Genomic DNA, 18,307 nt, shown 5'->3' with positions numbered 1-18,307 from the left:
CCAGTGCAGGTATTAGTATGTATTTGATTGCATTTCTATATGCTTAATTTTTAATTCTATTTTTTAGTGAAAAGAGATACTTATCTGACGCGCGAAGAACACTTGGATTTGTTAGCCTCCAGCAAAGGGGCAGGTTAGTTGCACTTTCATAGTGATGCCGTTTTGTGGCATGAAGATCTAATAGCATAAATTCAAAAACATAAAAAGAGGTGCCCGCATATTACGTACAAAGTCGTATGCGCTGCTCCCCTTGCATGAAAATTCCTTACTCATTTATATTTATCCAATTTTAAGCCCCCCACTTCTATAAGTGGGGGGCGAGTTCACTTTTCCAGCCTGGTTTCAATAGACTCCAAAATTTGCCTGATTTGTGAGAACTCAGCTTTAACTTGCTCCATATTTTTCTTACCGTCAGTTTCAATACGATGCAAATGACTTTGCATATCATCAATTTCCAGCTCAGCCTTATAGTTAATAGCAAAATCAATTACCGATTCATGTTTGTCACGGGCGGCTTGTCGGTTTTGACTCATCATGATAACTGGGGCTTGAAACGCTGCAAGAAATGATAAACATAAGTTTAGGAGAATAAATGGTGGTTCATCAAAATGAAATGACTTTGTCCAAAGAAGTCCATTCCAGACTATCCAAGCTGCTAAAAACAGTCCGAAATAAATAATAAACTTCCAGCTTCCGCCAAATTGGGCAATACGATCGGCCAGACGGTCAGGATATGTAGTTCTGCTGGTATAGTCTTCTTCCAGCCGATTTAAAATGCTCTTTTCGTAATCATCAACTAATCTGTCAATTCGCTGAATGTCTCTTTTTTGAATTGCAATATCAAACCCTTCAAATAGAGATGCCTCCTCAGGGTTGTCCAAAGCACCTTCAATATTATTAACTTCTTTCATATACTAACTCCATATCTAATACTAACTTCATTTCTGACTATCTATTTTTAAAATTATTCCCGTTTGTTTTTAGTTAATACATGGCCAGCCTTCCGATCATTCCTTCGATTGTTTTTGGTGGAGTCCTTTTAGATAAGATTAGTATGAAATCTCCCTGGAAAAACTTACATACTTTACGTCAAAGGTTTATGATTTGACGAAAATAAAACCGGAAGTAATCCCGGTTTGAGCTATCGTAGTACTTACTTTATTTAGATAATCGATCAGCAACGCTGGACGCCATGTAGGAATCCGGTTTGATAACACATTGAAAGCCACAAGATCTGACCCAACCCATTATTTCAGCAATATACTTTGCCGTCGGGCCATTATATCCGGCATCTACATGAATTGCTATCTTATTAGGAATTTCATCATTAAGAAATTTTCCCTTTAATCTTTCGGCGAGTTCCAAACTTAGATTTGTCTCATAATAAATCTTTTGGCGTATATTGCTTATTTTATTAACTCTTCTAATTTCCGAGAAGAAAATTCCGCCTTTGCCGACTTTATTTTCAATTTTATGAATGCCAACGGTTATCGGTATTTTGGTATCATTAAAATTTTGGCTGTCTGATCCAATTGAGACGTTGTACTCTCCTTTCTTATCTTGCGATAAATAAGCTTTGATTATTGAGTACATTTCTTCGAAAGAGACTTCGCCATACATCATACTGTACACAGTACCATCTCCGTTCCACTTATCGCTTCTTTTAAAGGATGATAATAAGTAATACTCAATAATAGTAAAACTATACCTTACTCCACTAAAACTCGGTTCTTGTAGAGTAAGGTAACCATTGAAAGGAATTAGCTAACTCTAAATTCTTGGATTGAGGTGAGAAGTTTTTGGGCGGTTGCAGCTAATTCTTGACTTGCCCTAGTCAAACGACTGATGGTTACCACCTGTTCTTGAATATTATCTGTCACAGATTGAACACGTTGTGCTGTAACCTCACTAAAACCTTGAATATTAAAAATTGAATCCACAATCTGTTGATTACCGACAGCAACTTGCTGGATCGAAGTGGATATTTCCCTGACCTGGGTCGATACCTCTTCTATATGACCATTGTTCACGGCAAATGCTTCTCCTGCTACCTCAACGACTTGAATTCCCTCTTCTACATCATTTAAAGCGTCCGTCATGACTGAAACCACCGAGGTAATATTGTCATGATTATTATTAATCAAGGAGCTAATCTGCTTCGAGGCCTCCTGAGCCTGTTCTGCCAACTTCCGCACTTCTTCAGCAACCACAGCAAACCCACGTCCATGTTCGCCAGCCCTAGCTGCTTCAATAGCAGCATTAAGAGCTAGCAGATTGGTTTGAGCAGCAATATCACTGATAAATTTCGTGAAATCCTTAATTTGACGATTACTTGCGGTAAGGTTATTAATGTTATTTTGTATTTGTTTAGTTCTGTTCCCTATGACAGACATTTGTCGAACAACTCTGTCAATTGCTTCCTGGCCCGATTTTGTCGTTTTTGAGGTCTTCTCGGTAAGATCCGCAACAAAAATACTGGTGGCTGCAATTTGCTGGGCACTTGCAGATACCTGCTGGATAGCAACGGAAGCCTCATTGACTGTAACTGCTTGCTTTTCAGTGTCAGAGGCAGCTGATGTCATAGTACCGGCAATTTGTTCTGAAACAATGGAATTTTCTTCAGTGATCACTTGAATTACCTGAGCACATTCTGAAACAAGTTGACTGGATCGCGAAACTTCACCTACTAAATTACGCAGGGTAGTTCGCATTGCATCAAAAGCAAGACCTAATTGACCTGTTTCATCCCTTGAGAGAATAAGCCCTTCATTACCCACTAAGTTCCCATGTTTAACTTCCTGCACACTTTTTAACATTTGCTTTATAGGGTCTGCTAAAAGTCTCGCTACAAATAAGCCTAAAAGCAAGCTTAGAAGAACCGCAGCAATTGGAAAAATAAGCAAAACCTTGCCGGCGAGAAGAAAGTCTTGATTATTTTGGGCAAGAGTTCTATCCATGGACTTTTGATTATACGAAATCAGGTTCGACAGCAGAATATGTATAGTATCAATATAGGTTAAAGCATTATTGGAGTAAGCAAAATAGGCTTCTTGTTTTGTTCCCTGATCACTAAGCTCAAAAGCCTTTTGCCTTTCATTTCTGTAATCCGTAAGGGCCTTTTTTAAGCTAGTTAACTTTGCGGTTTCCTCCGAGCTTTTGCGGATTGAAGCATAGTCCTTAAGAGAGGCGTCTATAGTATTATCAGCGTTATTTAGATCCTTAAGAATTTCTTGTCTGCGGATTTCGTCAATAGGTGCCAAAATCATCTCCATGGACAATGCCTCTGCCACTCCAGTATTAGCCCTAACTTCATTTAAGACCTTAACGGCTGATAAAGAGCTGGCATACATTTTATTAAATTCGCTATTTTGTCTTTGATAGTAAGCATAACCTATATAGCCGATAAATCCCATCAAGACGGCCATAATCAGAACTAAACTATTAATTTTATAGGCTATTTTGAGGTTGCGAAAACTTCTGAAGAATTTCATTATAGTCTTATTTTTTGTAACATGTTTCTTTCTTAACGTTAAGTTCCTTAATTTGCCGGAAATAGCTTTATAAATCTCTTTTATTGTTACATTTGTATTTGATAAGCTTCTGATTTTATTAGTTATCTTCAACAATAATTCCTCCATTATCGTCGATTTAGTGAATCGTATGTATTAAATTCGCTTCGATTTTAGTTTTATACCATTAATTATTTAGCGTAATATGAACGAGTTGCCTCCTAAAGCCTTTACTTCTTTTTTAATTCGAGCAGCCCGCTCGGAGACTAATAAAGGAGTCCAATTTTGCTCAGCAGTGTTAATGACGAGCCCGGCCAAAGCAACACTTAAGTTCTCTTGACCGGGTAACTGTTTACAAGATTGCTCGAATTGCTCAATAATATTAGCCGCTAAAGTTTCTAGATTTGCAGGGGATGCGATAGCAATAAAATCATCACCGCCTATGTGTCCAACAAAGGTCTCGTCACTCAAAGAATCTCTCACATTCAGCAAGACCTCGCTTAACATCTTGATTACCAGGTCGCCTTGTTGAAAGCCATGTAAATCATTGTAGTATTTGAATTTATTAAGATCTATGTAAAGAAGGCCAAAGGTAAGATCCCGTTCTATATGCTGCCGTATTTCCTGATCAATACGCAGGTTACCGGGCAACCCTGTCAGGGGGTTGGCACCTTGGGCCAACTGAATCTGTCTTTCCGACATAGCTTTCATGAGATTTGCTACAGATACCATGCCAATGGGCTTTCGTTGATTAGCAACAATAATTCCGTCATAAAGTTGGGAATCTGAACGCTGCATTGCTAGACTAGAGACAACTTCCAAAGGCGTCGTATCTTCAACCATCAGCGGATTAGTATCCATCAAAATAGGAACCGTACGTTCCAAGTAAAGAGGAACTCCGTAACGGGTCCCCAAAGCTGCAAAAAGTCTATCCCGCTGCATAACTCCAACGATTCGCGAATCCTCAGTAATCCCAACAAGCCATTGATGAGGATGGTCACGAAAATATGTTTCTACTACACTGACAAGGACATTGGTTTCAAAAAGCGGCAAGGGTTCTACCATAGAAATGATAGGTTTATTTTCCGTATATTTTAAGCGGCGTTCGGGATTGAGAATTTCCATAATCGCAGGGTTAATACTCCCTCGGAAGAAATCGGGTTTAGCAACAAAAAAGCCTTGGACATAATCAACACCCAGCTGGACTACGGTACGCATTTCTTCATCTGTTTCAACCCCTTCGGCGATAATACTGCAGCCGATGCGCTTAGAAAAGGTAACAAAAGTCTCCAGCAAAGCCCATTTTGTAGGATCAGTGTGAACTCCCGAAATTAAAGACCGGTCAACTTTGAGAAAGTCCGGATGAAGTTCGGCGACGGATTGCAAAGAAGAATAGCCGGCCCCTAAATCATCTAAGGCAATTAAGTAACCTTGACCGCGATAATGATCTAAGGCATCTCGAAAGGTGGAGTAGTTTTCGATGGCACTTCCCTCAGTAATTTCAAGCACAACATTGGCAGGTGTAATTCCCATCTCAGTGAGTAACTTTCTCGTTTGGCCGGAGGCAAATTCGGGGTCGAGCAAGATTTGAGGGTTAATGTTAAGGAAAAGAAATTCTTTGTCGTTTAGAACATTGGGATAAGCTTTGATTGCTTGCCGGCGACAAAGGGTTTCTATGGGATAAAGTTGACCTATTTTTTCAGCAAAGGGAAAGAGATCTGAAATATTGCTGAAGCAGGTTGAACCCGGTATTCGGGTTAGTGCTTCAAAACCAAAAATATCACCATTTCGCGTTTCAATGATTGGTTGAAAAGCTGTTCTCAGGTACTTCTCCGGTTCTTCAATTAAATGAGTAATCTCCTCGCGCCGGGCAAAAAATTGGGGATCTGGTTCAGATTTGTTGAGAAGAAAAGCCTCTTTCACCGCCGCATAAAGTAAATAATCGGCACTTCTGCTGTCTACATTTACACACCGGGCAATTCCGGTTCGCAAACGGATCTTTTCTTTTACAAGTTTACTTAATCTACGATTAAACCGTTCTTCCATGGGAAGAACCCATTGTTCAAGGAGATCGGACATTTCCCAATGGGTGTTTTCCCCAGGAACAAAATAAACAACGAAATCATCCCCCCCTCTGCTTTCTGAATGCGAGAACAGAAAAAGACTACGTTGTTTTTTAAGAGTGAAATATATCTCATTTTCAATCTCCGTCAAAATTTCCTGACAAATTTTATAACCATAACGAAACTCAACTTCATGAAAATTAACAATATCAAGGTATACTACCCAAATTTTTTTATTGTCCTTCAGTAGTCGATATAGTTTTTGTAAGCCTTTAACTTTAGACGTAAACATCTAAAAACCCCTTCTTCAGGCATTTACTATGATGTCGAATTTATCAAGAAATTAATTCTTATTTACATCTTAATAGCTTTTTGTAAAAACCTAATGAACTAAATGTTAATTCGATGTTAAAACTAGGTGAATTAGTTCTAAAAAATGTGCAAAACAGATATCTGTATTTTTGTTAATTTAAGTAAATAACAATATAATATTTTGAGGTTTAACGGCAACTTAGAAGAATATAAGAAATTAATTTCCTATCTGCTAAGACTGCAACGATCAGTATGAATACCTAATAAAAAAAATCCTTGCACTTGCAAGGACCAAATTTTGATTATTATTAAATAACTCGTTTAGGCATAAATTCCTCGTTTAGTTTTAGAATAGTTTCGATAACTGTTTGTAAATCGCCTCTTCTTGAGGCTAGTTCGACTTTAAAGGCTATAATCTTTAACTCCTCTACGTCATGCTTATTGGCCAGTTTTTTCAATTGGTGAGCCGTTCTCTCAATAGCTTGTAAATCGTTATCTGATATTAAATCTAAGAGCTGAGTGATTAAAGCCACGAATTGGCTGGAACTTCGTATTTCCTGCCTATCACCTGCAAATTCAGCTGTTTTATAGGCGGTAACTTTTTGAACAGCATCCAATAAATCTTCCATAAGGACTGGCTTTGACAGATATTCATCCATACCCTGAGCAAGAAAACGTTCTCTGTCCCCTTGCAAGGCGTATGCCGTCAGCGCAATTATCGGTGTATATTTTAGGTTATATTTCTTTTCTCTTTCGCGTATTAGCATTGTCGTATCAATTCCATTCATTTCCGGCATATAGATATCCATGAGTATAACATCAAATTCCTGTTGTTCAAGAACATCTAAAGCTTCCAAGCCATTACAGGCTTTATGAACGTTGTGTTTTCCCATCTGAAGCATCTTCGTGAGTACGTCCTGGTTAACTAAATTGTCTTCCACCAGAAGGATATTTAAAGGGTTTTGCTCCTTTGTAATTTCCTTCGCCGCCAATGGTTTATCAGAGCTTTGACCCAAGGTAAAATTAAGGGTAAAGAAGAACGTGCTTCCTTCTCCTTTTCGACTTTTAGCCCACATTCTTCCTCCCATTAACTCCGTTAATTGCTTGGAGATAATTAGCCCCAGTCCGGTACCGCCATATTTTCGGGTATGGGAACCGTCTACTTGGCTAAAACTCTTAAACAACCTTTCCATTTCGTCTTCTGCTATCCCTATTCCGCTGTCGGAAACAGAAAATTCCAACGCGTATATCGATTCCAATGTATCTGCAGCTTTGGTGTCACGAGCTTGGATAGTCACACGTCCCTGAGATGTAAACTTTATTGCATTGCTGATTAAATTATTAAGGATTTGCCTAAGCCGATTGGGATCTCCTTTTAAATAGGTTGGTATAGAGGGAGATATTGTACTGGTTAACTCCAACCCTTTGCCTACGGCACTGGGGGAATGTGCTTTAACTAGTTCTTCCAAAAGTGTTTTGAGGTTAAAGTCAATGCTTTCAGTCTGCATTTTACCTGCTTCCATTTTAGAAAAATCCAGAATATCATTGATGATATTTAAAAGAGAGTAAGCACAGCTCTTAGCAACTTCCAAACAGTCATACTGCTCTGAAGTCAGAGGTGATTGAAGAACTAAATCAATCATGCCTACCGTACCATTAAGGGGTGTCCTGATTTCGTGACTCATATTTGCTAAAAACTCGCTTTTAGCTACACTGGCCTTTTCGGCCTCCTCCTTGGCCTCCCTGAGTTCTATTTCATAATTTTTTGGTTTGGTGATGTCCGTAATAATTGCCGCAAAACATTCGTTGCCTATGCAATAAAGGGACCTGTAATACCAATGTTTTGATTTTTTATTGAAGAATTCACCTTCGTACCTTCTCTCGCCGGATTTTAGAAAATCATTAATTTGTTTCAGCAAAAGTTTTTGATCATGATGATTCATGTTGTTAACTTCCGAAAATCTTGTTCCAATGAGTTCGGTTCTATCTCTGCCCATTAACCGAGCATAGTGATCATTAACTTCTCTAAATTGGTAATCATCAAGATCGCCATTCTTATCCCAAATTGCTTCACAATAGGCAAAAGAACTTGTCATATTCATAAATAAAGACCTATATTTATGTTCACTCTCACGCAGGGCAAGTTCGGACAATTTCTGTTGGGTTATGTCGGTAATAATTAGAGCAAGATGACCCGGCAAGGGAAGAAAAGCTGAAATGGACAGCCATAGGCCATAATATTCCGAATAAAAGTCAACAGCATCAAAGTGAATCTCTTGCTCATTTGATTCGTCATTAACGATCTTCAAATGGTCCAAGACAAATTGAGTGATCTGAGGAAATACATCAAAAATGCTTTTTCCTATTACGTTTACAGGCTTCAGATGAAACATACTTTCAAACCGACTATTGACTTCAGTAAACACCAAATCCTTAAGATCGTTATTTTCGCTTAGAACTATTTTCATGAGTATGAAGCTTTCCCGCATATTCATGAATAAGCTGCGATATTTGACCTGGCTTTCTTCTATGGACTTGCGGTCTGTAATATCCAAACTGCCTGTACAGCCCAAGCCGTCAGCACAACACTTCTGGAGTATTCTTTCATCATCAGTTCTTACCATGTTTTTTCACTTCCGTGTTTGTCAATCAATTTTATATCCTGATCAAGTCCAATATGTTCCTTAGCCAACCTACCTTCCAAGCCATGATTCTGTAAGACTGTCCTATAAAGAATCATAGTTCTTTATAAGATTTGCATTAATGTCATTCATATATGAAATCCTCGCTAATATTTAGCGATATCTCCAATATAGTTTGCAATAATTGAAGTTATTATTATTTTAATTTACTTTACAATTCTCTATAATTCTACATTATCATCCTTATTCCTTTAATAATTTATAAAAAATAACGGATTTTCCTAAAATCCGTTTAATCAAATCTCATTTGGCTATATTCAACCCATTCCGTTCTTCTTGACAGTTCGTGACAAAATCAAATTTAAAACTTGCTTGTCCCCTCATTTTGTATCACAAAACCATAACAGGAATATTATGGTATATACTGGTAATAAGGGGGGGCAACTAATGATACTTTGTGGGGTCGGTGTGGCAATTGTTGTAATTGCTATTCTTACACTAATTGCAATGGGCATAGTCTTTTAGAAAAACTTCTTTTGATAACAGTTGTGATGGTTTTTACGGCCAGGCAAGAATTGCCTGGCCGTTTACTGTAATAGTATAAAAATTATAGCTAAATTCAAATAATACTCTTAACGAGAAAATAACAAAATAAAACCAACTATTTAACTTAAACTATATTGGAGGCATGAGAACTTGGAAAATAATGTTACGTTAAGTGAAATCTGTACACCTGAATTTATGAAACTCTATACTCAGTTTGAATCCATCGAAGAATTTTTCTCTGCTGGTGGATTTAATGTAACAACAGAGGAAGATTATGATGCGATTCCGGACAAAACAATTGATGCCTATGTTGCAAATACCACCAATTTTCCTACATGGAAGGAAATGTTGACGGAAGCCGCAGACAATTACATCAAGAGGCCTTAAATGCCTCCTGAGTTGACTTAGCACCAATAGTGAATAATCTAACACAAGCAGTTCCAAATACCAACATAAGGCTCACCAAGTGCTTTTCTTGCTTTATTGAATTGTATAGTTATAATGATATTGAAAATAATTAATTTTTTGGGAGTGACAGATATGAATGAGACTATCGAAATAATCATGAAAAGAAAAGGGACAAAAAGTTATACTAACCAACAAGTTAGTGAAACTGACTTAGACGCCATAATATCATCAGGTATTGTTGGTCCAACGGGTAGAAATCTTCAAAACCGCCATTTTACAGTTGTTCAAAACGCGGATCTTCTTAAGCAAATCAACGATGGCGTCCGTACATTAATAAGTGCTCCAGCAGATTATAACCCCTTATATGGTGCACCCACTCTAATTATCACTTCAGCGCCTGTTGAGGATGCCCCTTTTGCAGAGCAAGACTGTGCAATTGCCGTCGAAAACATGACTTTAGCTGCAACAGCTTTAAACCTAGGATCCCGCTACCTTGTCTCTCCCACAAGATTTATAGAGAGTGAACCTGGGAAAACTGTAAAGCAAGTATTAGGAATTCCAGCCGGTTACCGTTCCGTTGCCTGCCTCATAGTGGGCTATGATGCCGATCCTTCTCAAACCCCAGTTCCCAAAAACATGAATGTTGTAAACTATGTTAAATAACTATACAGGACCTTTTCAGATGAGTTTATATCTTATATAAAAACCATTTACACGTATTTAATTCATATTTAAGCTCGTATCGCTTTAATTGGCCGTTGATATCACTTTGACACTCATAAATCTTCATACGATTTCCGGCAAGTTTTTCTTCGGACAGCCTAATAATCTGTTCAACTTTGACCACCTCTCCATCATGCCGAAAACGAATGGGGCGCGGTATACCCGGCACATCGAACCAGGCAATCATTTCAATCGGCTTCATTACGACTTTCACGTTAACCACACTTCGCCCAATCTCCCGTAATACACTCGGTGCATCCTCCCCTATGTATCAATTTGTTACGGCAGACAGGGCACTGATTATTAGCAATTAACCATGCTTCGCAGGGTTCTATACATTTCTTCTTCTCAATACACTCAGCGCAAATATCTTTCATTATCGAATCCGCCCTTCAGTACATGTATTTGGTTCATGCAGAACTTATGTTCTATTATACCCAGGCTCTAAAAGAATATCAATAGAAAAATCAGCCTTACTTAAAGTATATCAATCCTCAATGACAAAAAACTGTTAAGACTATCGCTCCCGCTTCAAAAAATGGGAGGGTCCTAATGCTTTAAATAATGATCCTGCATCTGGTTTTAACCTCAGGTGCAGGATATTTCCTCTATTAGGAGTTGATGCATTTGATTAAGTATTATAATCGAAACAAAAAATCTTATGAGATAGAAAAGGTAGCTGGAGAAAATGTTTTGAATTGGACCTACTCGTCTCCCATCGGTATGAGTCTTTTAGAACTAATTATAAAAAGAAGACTATGTTCAAGCCTCTATGGTTGGTATTTGAACAGGAGAATAAGCAGGAAGAAAATTAATACTTTTGTTACCAATTTCAATATAGATTTGACTCAGGCTAAAAAAAAGCTTAACGATTTTTCGTCGTTTAATGACTTTTTCTATCGTAAATTAAATTCTCAAGCTCGTCCAATTGATAAAGACAACCTATCGCTGATTTCCTTTGGAGACGGGAGGCTTTTCGCTTATGAAAACATAGACTTAAATAGATTGATTCAAGTAAAAGGTTTTACCTATAGTCTTAAAGAATTGATTAGAGATGATCACATTGCTGAGAAGTTCAATAATGGCACTTGTTTAATTTTAAGGCTTTGCCCTACTGATTATCACCGATTTCATTTTATAGACAATGGTATCTGTGAAAAATCCATAAAAATTAAAGGATCTTATTACTCTGTTAATCCAATTGCTCTTCAAAGAGTCAAGAAACTTTTTTGTGAAAATAAAAGAGAATGGAGTATCTTCCATTCAAACAATTTTGGTGATGTTTTATATGTAGAAGTTGGAGCGACCTGCGTCGGTTCAATTGTCCAAACCTATACCCCTGAGAAATCCATAAACCGGGGTGATGAAAAGGGCTATTTCAAATTTGGCGGTTCCACCGTAATTTTATTTTTGGAAGCTAATAAAGTTAAAATCGACGAGGATATCCTTAGGCAAACTAGTCTGGGGTATGAATGTTACGTTTTAGTTGGAGAGAAAATAGGAAAGAAATTATAAGGAAAGACAGTAAAAAATCCCCCTCGAAATAAAGGGGGATTTTACAAAAAGGACCGTTCCTTAAGTGGTAAGATGGTCTTAAGAAATAACCAATTTTATAGCTTTAAAAAGCACATCAACAGGGTCTTTTTCCATAAATATTTTTTGATCATTTTTGATTTGTATTTCCAGATGCCACAAACCATTGCCTTCAAAGTTAAGCTTAGGATTATATGGCGCTAATAAACTTAAACACTGTCCCACTGATAGTAACGGAAGACTGAATGGTTTAATTTTTGCATTAAAAAAATTTATGTTGATCTCATCTTCAGTATCAAATAAATTCTCATCACAATAGTCTTCAAAAACAAATAAATCCCCAAATGATGGCATCCACCATTCTTTTAGTTTGTCTCGCTGTTGCGCAGTCAGTTGTTGGATTTGATCAGTACTAATTCGTTGTTTCATTTTACACCTTCCCCATAAGTGCTATTGTGCGTTAGCCACTGAGAATCGTTTTTTGTACTATTAAGCCAACCACTTTCCACCATATAATAAATAATTCATATAAGTCAAGATTATCACAATATTTAAATATAGTACAGAGGAAATAATGTTCTTATTTTGTCATGAACCCCTTTATTTCAAAACTCTAGTAACTGCTACTTTGAATCTCGCGGAGTTTCTCCCAAGAACCGCACCAGCAGGCGTCTAGATATTAAAGGTCAGCAGTTTCATCAATGTTATAAGGAAGGGGTAACTGAATCCCTTTCTATAGGAGGAAAATTATACCTGACAAAACTTAAGAATCTTGTACCTTGAAAACTGAGTTTTCCAAGGTCATTATCTGCGATTAATCCGTATTCACGACCATCAACTCTAAATTCCATCCGGTCTCCGCTTTCGACTTCAAAGGTTATATAATATGACGTTGATTCAACATGATGAGTTCCCGTATCACCGGCATCATGGTGAATACTGCTTGACGTATGAGTTCTCTTCGAGGTAACTTTTGCAGAGACAGTTAATTTCGGTTGTGAATTATTATATCTCCATTGCCCGATACTTTTTATAATACCAAAAATAATGGTGCCTAAGACCAGGAAAAAAACCACAAAGAATATAATTGGGATTAATGAAAACATAATGTCTGGGGGGCTATGAAACATAAACACGTTAATACCTCCTCGTATAATTGATTTAGTTCCTTCCTTCCCTCTATCCTAGAATATCGTTATATAGTTATATAGTTCACTCTCAAAACGTCAATTCCTTTATTTGGCTAATTTTCTATATAATCTCCCTCTATATTGTAACAATTGCCTTTCTTAATAGATAAGTCAACTTGAAACGATAATGGAAGAAATAAAAGAACCTATAGAAATAGACTCTTATTTGGAGTTCTACTACTATAGGTTCTTTTTATTCCCTATTCCTTTATTTCTTATAGCAATGTGCCATTCTTCGTCTACGTCTCTAACGAGCCTAATTGAAATACTTTGTTTATATGGGAACCGGACATAATATGTGAAGATGATAATGAATTCTAATGATAATCGACCCCGTGAATCTTTTTAAATCCGAGACCGGGGACATCTTCTATGGTTATTTTATGGTTGTTAAACACTGCGCCTCCTTCTATAGGGTCTTCTTTACATAAAACAGGACCATCAAGATCAACTTTAGTAATAATACGTTTTGCCAATGCTAAATGTACTGCAGCCGTAACACTTATTTTGCTTTCTAACATACAGCCAATCATACATTCCACTCCGTATATTTCAGCTAATGAACAAATCTTTAAGGCATTATGAATACCTCCTGTTTTCATTAGTTTAATATTTACGAGATCTGCCGCTCGCATTTGAATTATTTTTAAAGCATCCATAGGTGAAAATACGCTTTCATCTGCAAGTACAGGAATGGATACATGATCTGTAACAAGTTTAAGCCCTTCAAAATCATGAGCAGGCACAGGCTGTTCCACCAACTCAATATTCAAGCCTGCATCTTCCATTTTTCTTAATGTATATATCGCCTCTTTTGCACCCCACCCTTGATTGGCATCAATTCTAAGGTTTACAGCAAATCCTGCTGCATCACGGATTGCCTTCATCCGTTGGATATCCAAATTTGGGTCTTTTCCCACCTTTATTTTTAAGGTCTTATAGCCCTCTTCAATAGCTGCCCTGCTATCCTCTGCCATTTCTTCCGGAGTATTGACACTGATTGTAATATCGGTAGTAATTTCTTTTCGATAGCCTCCTAAAAGCCTGTAAAGAGGAGCATTATACAATTGTCCATAAAGATCATAGAGCGCAATATCTACTGCCGCCTTAGCACTAGTATTCTTTACTATTGCTTTATCCAAATTAAGCATAATTTCTTCAAAATTATTAATATCCAAACCAATTAAATGTTTTTTTATATGATCTTCTATAGCTCCAATGATCGCCCCCGTAGTATCCCCTGTTATTACTCCCGTTGGCGGTGCTTCTCCATAACCTATATGTCCTGTATCGGTTATTACTTTTACAACAACATCTTCTACACTATTCACTTCTCTTAGAGCTGTTTTAAAAGGTCTTTTCAAAGGAATGGAGATGTGTCCAATCTTAATATCGGTAATTTTCATCATTGGTACCTCCGTCTAGTAATTTTGGTTCTAAGAGACTCTATCGGCTCCAATTATAAGATTTCGATTATTTATTGATTTATCCTCCTTGAAGTTCTTACCCTTTTGCATCCCTAGTGCATGACCGCTCAATATAATTTCACTCCGACTACAATCTTAAGCTTAGATCACAGCCCTTTTTCTCCCCTGCCACCGGTTCTGATTCCCACAGCATTTTCAACTGTGGCTATTAATATTTTGCCATCACCGATCATACCTGTTCTGCTCATTTCAGTAATTATTTTCACAACCTTTTCAACGTCTTCGTCTTTAACGACAACCTCAACTTTCATTTTAGGAATAAAATATGCATCAAACTCTACATTCCTGTAAACTTTAATATAACCTTGTTGCTTACCGCTTCCAAAAACATGACTATTCGTGAGGCGATCAATCCAATTCTTGCTGAGTGCTTCTTTTACATCATCGAGTTTCTCGGGACGAATAATTGCTTCTATTTTTTTCATCGTGATCACCTCAACTTTTCTTAATTTTACTCAAGTTGCTGCCGGATCCCTTTATTAATTGTGTTTACTATAGAAGTGGGGGGCTTAAAAACCGAATAAAAAAGGTGCTTGGAGAGAAATTTCCCTCAAAGCACCTTTGCTTTGACAATATTCATTAAACCTTTTCTATTTAGCATCTTACCCAATTGTATACATTAAGTAAATGTTTCTTATACATGCATACAATATTCTTGATTCTTGCTCTTGCTCTTATCCCAACTCTTACTCTTTCTATGAGATACTCATTCTTCAGGTCCGTTATCATCAAATTCTTTTTCATATTTATAAGCTCTGCTTTGATGATATTTTGTTGCCAGAAAAAAACCGCCGATAAACAGAACTGAAAATATCAATAAGAAAACTATTGAGCTTTGTGAAAGATTCACGGTTAACTGTTTCGTCGAAGAAAAGACAGAAACTGCAGCAACTACAAAAAATGCCATGACTAACATAATCAAGGTCTTTAATTGTTTATGCCTATACTTAGGGTAAACACTATAGATACTAACCTTCATCATATTCATGCGTATGAGTTCATAGACCGGGAAAAATATCAAAATTAAATATTCTGTAAGGCATTCCTGCAGGTTCATCTTAAAGAGCAACGTTTTGACTGCAAACGATATAGCAATACCTACATATATAATAACAGCTAGTTCACTTCTTATTTTATTTTTTGCTTGTTCAATTCTCTCATCTCTCATGATTCTTCCTCCCAAAAAATATCATTTAATGTTTTACCTAGTACTTTGCAAATAGCAATACACAACTGTAATGATGGATTAAACTTCCCAGCCTCGATCATGCCGATTGTCTGCCTCGTAACACCAACAGCTTCGGCTAATTGCTCTTGAGACATATCCAGTCTTGCCCTAGCAGACTTCAATTTAAGATTCTTCAATCCTCCATCGCCTCCACATTGCATATTATATAATATACCACCCCATATGTAAACTATATTTTGCATTTTGTTAAAAGTAAAATCCAGACTTTGAGCTGTCTGGATAAATTCTGGATAACGATGGATAAAACCAACTACGCTAACCTTGACATTTTGAAACTAAATTATTAAGGCCATTCATTGTAAACAACATCTCGTTTATGATAGTCAATATGTTTAATAATCACGTCTGCTTTTTGTTGGTTAATAAGATCGGAGGCTTTGAGAATAAATTCCTCCGGATTGATATGAAACTGCTCGAACGTTTCAATGGTTATACCTTGTAAAATGCAGCACACATCATTTCGCGTTAAACCGGTTGCCTCAACGATCTTCCCGATTAAATCGTACTTAATGGTCATGCTAACAGCAGAATGGACCTTTTCTGTTCTGCCTGCAATCTTTTCAATGGCCTGCCCCCTATGCAGAGTTCCTTTTGATTTAATGGTATCCATGTCACCATACTCTATCTTAAAGAAAATCCGAGATACACTGAGGTACCTATCTAAAGACTGAATTGACTTTTGGATCAATTCACCATTATCAAATTTAACCCCATTAGACAACTTGGCACTTATTTTTTCCCAAAGAGTATTTAAAGTCCTCATTTCAGCAGTTTGTTTATGAAGTTTCATGCTGGTACTGTTACTTCGCGCATTCTCAGGTGCCATTACTTGAGGATCGTAAATTGTACCGTCTGCAATAGACTCTGCAAGCTCTAACTGAAGATGTTTAGCAAAGCTGTCATAGCTCTCATTGGCAATTATCGTTAAGACATTGACGTTATGGACACCACTGCCGAGGACATTAGCGTCCATTCTCTCGCCATAGTTGTTGACACAGAGGCGAAGACCCCGGCCTACCTCTTGGCGTTTCCGTATATCTGAGGAACTCCGCTTGAGTGTACATATCTGAAAAACGTTAGGATTATCCCATCCTTCTCGCAGGGCCGAGTGGGAAAAAATAAAGCGCACCGGCTCTTTGAAATCTAAGAGTCTTTCTTTATCCCTCATGATTAAATTGTAGGCGCCTTCATCGTCGGTAATTTGCGATTTCTTATCGCCAATTTTACTGTTAGTCATTCGTTTATTTCGTTTATCAATGGAGAAATAACCAGCATGTGTTTTTTTAGGATTTATTTCCTTGAGGAATTGAAGGTAATCATAGTCTCTACAAATTAATTCCCATTCTTTAAGAGTTTCCTGATATTCCTCTTCAAAAATATCTGCATAGTTACCGTTAAATGCTTTTCCGGTTTCATCATATCGTTTATAGTTTGCGACCTCATCGATAAAGAAAAGCGATAAAACTTTTATACCACTGCGATATAATTGATGTTCTCGTTCTAAATGTGATTTAATCGTTTCTCTGATTTGAATCCGACGTATCTGTTCTTCATTAACTGAACCAAAAATATCCCCGGCCGCTATGACAACACCATTCGTAAATTCTACGATATTATTTAAACCGTCGATTTTAGAAACAATATACCCCCTATATTCCTCCAACCCACCAGAATGAGTATAAAAATCATACCTTTCTTCAATCATTCTTCTCACCGTTCGTACACTATTCCTGCTCTTCACTTCAAACTCAAAAGCTGCCGTTGGAGGACGATCATCATACAAATTAATTTTCTCAAAATATAAATAGCCCTCTGTGGCTGTAGTTCCAGTAATTGATATTCCCTTGACAGCAATTTTTTTAACTAGTTGCCTATTATAGGCTTCCAAAGCATCGAGTCGGTACACCAGGTTGTAGAGAGAATTTTTTTTATGTGTCGCTGAATAACGCAGGGTCAATAAGGGATTAAATTCTTTAAGTCGTTCTTTCGTGGCTATTCCTTCCACCGACTGAGGTTCATCGATAATGAGTATTGGATTGGTCGCTGCCAGAACCTCAATGGGCCTGCGTGAGCAAAAACTATCCAGATTCATATAAATACGTCTGGCATCTTTTCCGCGGGAATTAAAGGCTTGCGAGTTTATAATCATAACATTGATCTCACTGTCATAGGCAAACTGAGCTATTTTACTCAAGTCCTTGGAATTATACACAAAGTAGCGAATCCTTTTTCCATAGTCTTCGGCAAAATGGTCTTTCGTAATATCAAGAGTCTTATAAACACCCTCACGGATAGCCACAGAGGGAACAATAATGATGAACTTGCTCCAGCCGTAATGCTTATTCAGTTCAAACAGAGTCTTGATATAGGTGTAGGTTTTGCCTACACCTGTCTCCATCTCAATGGTTAGATTATATCTTCCATCTAATTTTGATGATGGTTCTAATCGATTTCTTCTTTGTAGTCTCTGAAGATTAGATTTTATCAGGTCATCCGAAATCAAAAGCTTTTGGTTGGCATATCCCGAAGAATTCAACCCCGTGGCTATTGGAATTAAAGCAAAATTAGGTTGGCCGGCAAAAACTCCGCAAACTGCCGCTGCCGCATCTGCCTGAAATTTTTGATACTTAAACTTAAGCTTCAAA

Annotated in this window: 16 protein-coding genes; 3 read left to right on the top strand and 13 right to left on the bottom strand. The window is 37.4% G+C overall.

Features of this window, described 5'->3' with window-relative positions:
* Positions 1 to 323: 323 nt before the first annotated feature.
* The 5 genes from ACPUYX_RS04240 to ACPUYX_RS04220 all read right to left on the bottom strand — a co-directional run bounded on the left by ACPUYX_RS04240 (position 324) and on the right by ACPUYX_RS04220 (position 8,508).
* Entirely contained in the window at positions 324 to 911 is a 588-nt protein-coding gene (locus tag ACPUYX_RS04240) for a DUF1003 domain-containing protein (RefSeq protein ID WP_426378472.1), read from the bottom strand.
* Between the two features lie 247 nt (positions 912 to 1,158).
* Positions 1,159 to 1,632, bottom strand: a complete 474-nt coding sequence (locus tag ACPUYX_RS04235) for a ribonuclease H-like YkuK family protein (protein WP_426378471.1) — start codon at positions 1,630 to 1,632, stop codon at positions 1,159 to 1,161.
* Positions 1,633 to 1,760: 128 nt separating this feature from the next.
* A complete protein-coding gene (locus tag ACPUYX_RS04230) occupies positions 1,761 to 3,623 on the bottom strand; it encodes a methyl-accepting chemotaxis protein (RefSeq protein ID WP_426378470.1) in 1,863 nt (620 codons plus the stop codon).
* A gap of 81 nt (positions 3,624 to 3,704) precedes the next feature.
* Positions 3,705 to 5,864, bottom strand: a complete 2,160-nt coding sequence (locus ACPUYX_RS04225; RefSeq protein ID WP_426378469.1) for a GGDEF domain-containing protein — start codon at positions 5,862 to 5,864, stop codon at positions 3,705 to 3,707.
* Positions 5,865 to 6,192: 328 nt separating this feature from the next.
* On the bottom strand, positions 6,193 to 8,508 hold the full coding sequence (locus ACPUYX_RS04220) for an ATP-binding protein (protein WP_426378468.1): 2,316 nt from the start codon (positions 8,506 to 8,508) through the stop codon (positions 6,193 to 6,195).
* 714 nt (positions 8,509 to 9,222) lie between these two features.
* Between ACPUYX_RS04220 and ACPUYX_RS04215 the strand changes: the two genes are divergently transcribed.
* Positions 9,223 to 9,459: a hypothetical protein gene (locus ACPUYX_RS04215; RefSeq protein WP_426378467.1), complete on the top strand. Its 237-nt coding sequence runs from the start codon at positions 9,223 to 9,225 to the stop codon at positions 9,457 to 9,459.
* A 153-nt stretch (positions 9,460 to 9,612) separates the two neighbouring features.
* On the top strand, positions 9,613 to 10,143 hold the full coding sequence (locus tag ACPUYX_RS04210; RefSeq protein WP_426378466.1) for a nitroreductase family protein: 531 nt from the start codon (positions 9,613 to 9,615) through the stop codon (positions 10,141 to 10,143).
* Positions 10,144 to 10,168: 25 nt separating this feature from the next.
* On the opposite strand, the gene ACPUYX_RS04205 is transcribed toward ACPUYX_RS04210, so the two are convergent.
* A complete protein-coding gene (locus ACPUYX_RS04205) occupies positions 10,169 to 10,417 on the bottom strand; it encodes a hypothetical protein (protein WP_426378896.1) in 249 nt (82 codons plus the stop codon).
* Positions 10,418 to 10,830: 413 nt separating this feature from the next.
* On the opposite strand from ACPUYX_RS04205, the gene ACPUYX_RS04200 reads away from it, so the two are divergent.
* Positions 10,831 to 11,718, top strand: a complete 888-nt coding sequence (locus ACPUYX_RS04200; protein WP_426378465.1) for a phosphatidylserine decarboxylase — start codon at positions 10,831 to 10,833, stop codon at positions 11,716 to 11,718.
* A 78-nt stretch (positions 11,719 to 11,796) separates the two neighbouring features.
* On the opposite strand, the gene ACPUYX_RS04195 is transcribed toward ACPUYX_RS04200, so the two are convergent.
* From ACPUYX_RS04195 to ACPUYX_RS04165, 7 genes are all read right to left on the bottom strand, one after another.
* Positions 11,797 to 12,165: a hypothetical protein gene (locus tag ACPUYX_RS04195; RefSeq protein WP_426378464.1), complete on the bottom strand. Its 369-nt coding sequence runs from the start codon at positions 12,163 to 12,165 to the stop codon at positions 11,797 to 11,799.
* 275 nt (positions 12,166 to 12,440) lie between these two features.
* Positions 12,441 to 12,866 carry a DUF2500 domain-containing protein gene (locus ACPUYX_RS04190; protein ID WP_426378895.1) on the bottom strand — a complete coding sequence of 142 codons (426 nt, stop codon included), beginning with the start codon at positions 12,864 to 12,866 and terminating at the stop codon, positions 12,441 to 12,443.
* A 377-nt stretch (positions 12,867 to 13,243) separates the two neighbouring features.
* A complete protein-coding gene (locus ACPUYX_RS04185; RefSeq protein ID WP_426378894.1) occupies positions 13,244 to 14,332 on the bottom strand; it encodes a dipeptide epimerase in 1,089 nt (362 codons plus the stop codon).
* Between the two features lie 167 nt (positions 14,333 to 14,499).
* The gene (locus ACPUYX_RS04180; RefSeq protein WP_426378463.1) at positions 14,500 to 14,838 is read right to left on the bottom strand and encodes a P-II family nitrogen regulator; all 339 of its coding nucleotides are present in this window, start codon (positions 14,836 to 14,838) and stop codon (positions 14,500 to 14,502) included.
* Between the two features lie 281 nt (positions 14,839 to 15,119).
* Positions 15,120 to 15,581: a DUF6773 family protein gene (locus ACPUYX_RS04175; RefSeq protein ID WP_426378462.1), complete on the bottom strand. Its 462-nt coding sequence runs from the start codon at positions 15,579 to 15,581 to the stop codon at positions 15,120 to 15,122.
* A complete protein-coding gene (locus tag ACPUYX_RS04170) occupies positions 15,578 to 15,778 on the bottom strand; it encodes a helix-turn-helix transcriptional regulator (protein WP_088226052.1) in 201 nt (66 codons plus the stop codon). The genes ACPUYX_RS04175 and ACPUYX_RS04170 overlap by 4 nt, the downstream gene beginning before the upstream one ends.
* Before the next feature lie 167 nt (positions 15,779 to 15,945).
* Complete coding sequence (locus tag ACPUYX_RS04165) at positions 15,946 to 18,306, bottom strand: DEAD/DEAH box helicase family protein (protein ID WP_426378461.1); 2,361 nt, start codon at positions 18,304 to 18,306, stop codon at positions 15,946 to 15,948.
* Position 18,307: the final 1 nt, after the last annotated feature.

The sequence above is a fragment of the Desulfosporosinus sp. SYSU MS00001 genome (assembly GCF_049943955.1).
Lineage (GTDB): Bacteria > Bacillota > Desulfitobacteriia > Desulfitobacteriales > Desulfitobacteriaceae > Desulfosporosinus.
Note: the sequence above shows the minus strand (reverse complement) of the source record. Positions and strands in the feature narration are given on the sequence as shown.

Bases quoted from the DNA above. Each gene is read 5' to 3' on its own strand.
- ACPUYX_RS04225 (WP_426378469.1), bottom strand. From the start codon at position 5,864: ATGTTTACGTCTAAAGTTAAAGGCTTACAAAAACTATATCGACTACTG.
- ACPUYX_RS04195 (WP_426378464.1), bottom strand. From the start codon at position 12,165: ATGAAACAACGAATTAGTACTGATCAAATCCAACAACTGACTGCGCAA.
- ACPUYX_RS04180 (WP_426378463.1), bottom strand. From the start codon at position 14,838: ATGAAAAAAATAGAAGCAATTATTCGTCCCGAGAAACTCGATGATGTA.
- ACPUYX_RS04220 (WP_426378468.1), bottom strand. From the start codon at position 8,508: ATGGTAAGAACTGATGATGAAAGAATACTCCAGAAGTGTTGTGCTGAC.
- ACPUYX_RS04185 (WP_426378894.1), bottom strand. From the start codon at position 14,332: ATGAAAATTACCGATATTAAGATTGGACACATCTCCATTCCTTTGAAA.
- ACPUYX_RS04240 (WP_426378472.1), bottom strand. From the start codon at position 911: ATGAAAGAAGTTAATAATATTGAAGGTGCTTTGGACAACCCTGAGGAG.
- ACPUYX_RS04175 (WP_426378462.1), bottom strand. From the start codon at position 15,581: ATGAGAGATGAGAGAATTGAACAAGCAAAAAATAAAATAAGAAGTGAA.
- ACPUYX_RS04210 (WP_426378466.1), top strand. From the start codon at position 9,613: ATGAATGAGACTATCGAAATAATCATGAAAAGAAAAGGGACAAAAAGT.
- ACPUYX_RS04190 (WP_426378895.1), bottom strand. From the start codon at position 12,866: ATGTTTCATAGCCCCCCAGACATTATGTTTTCATTAATCCCAATTATA.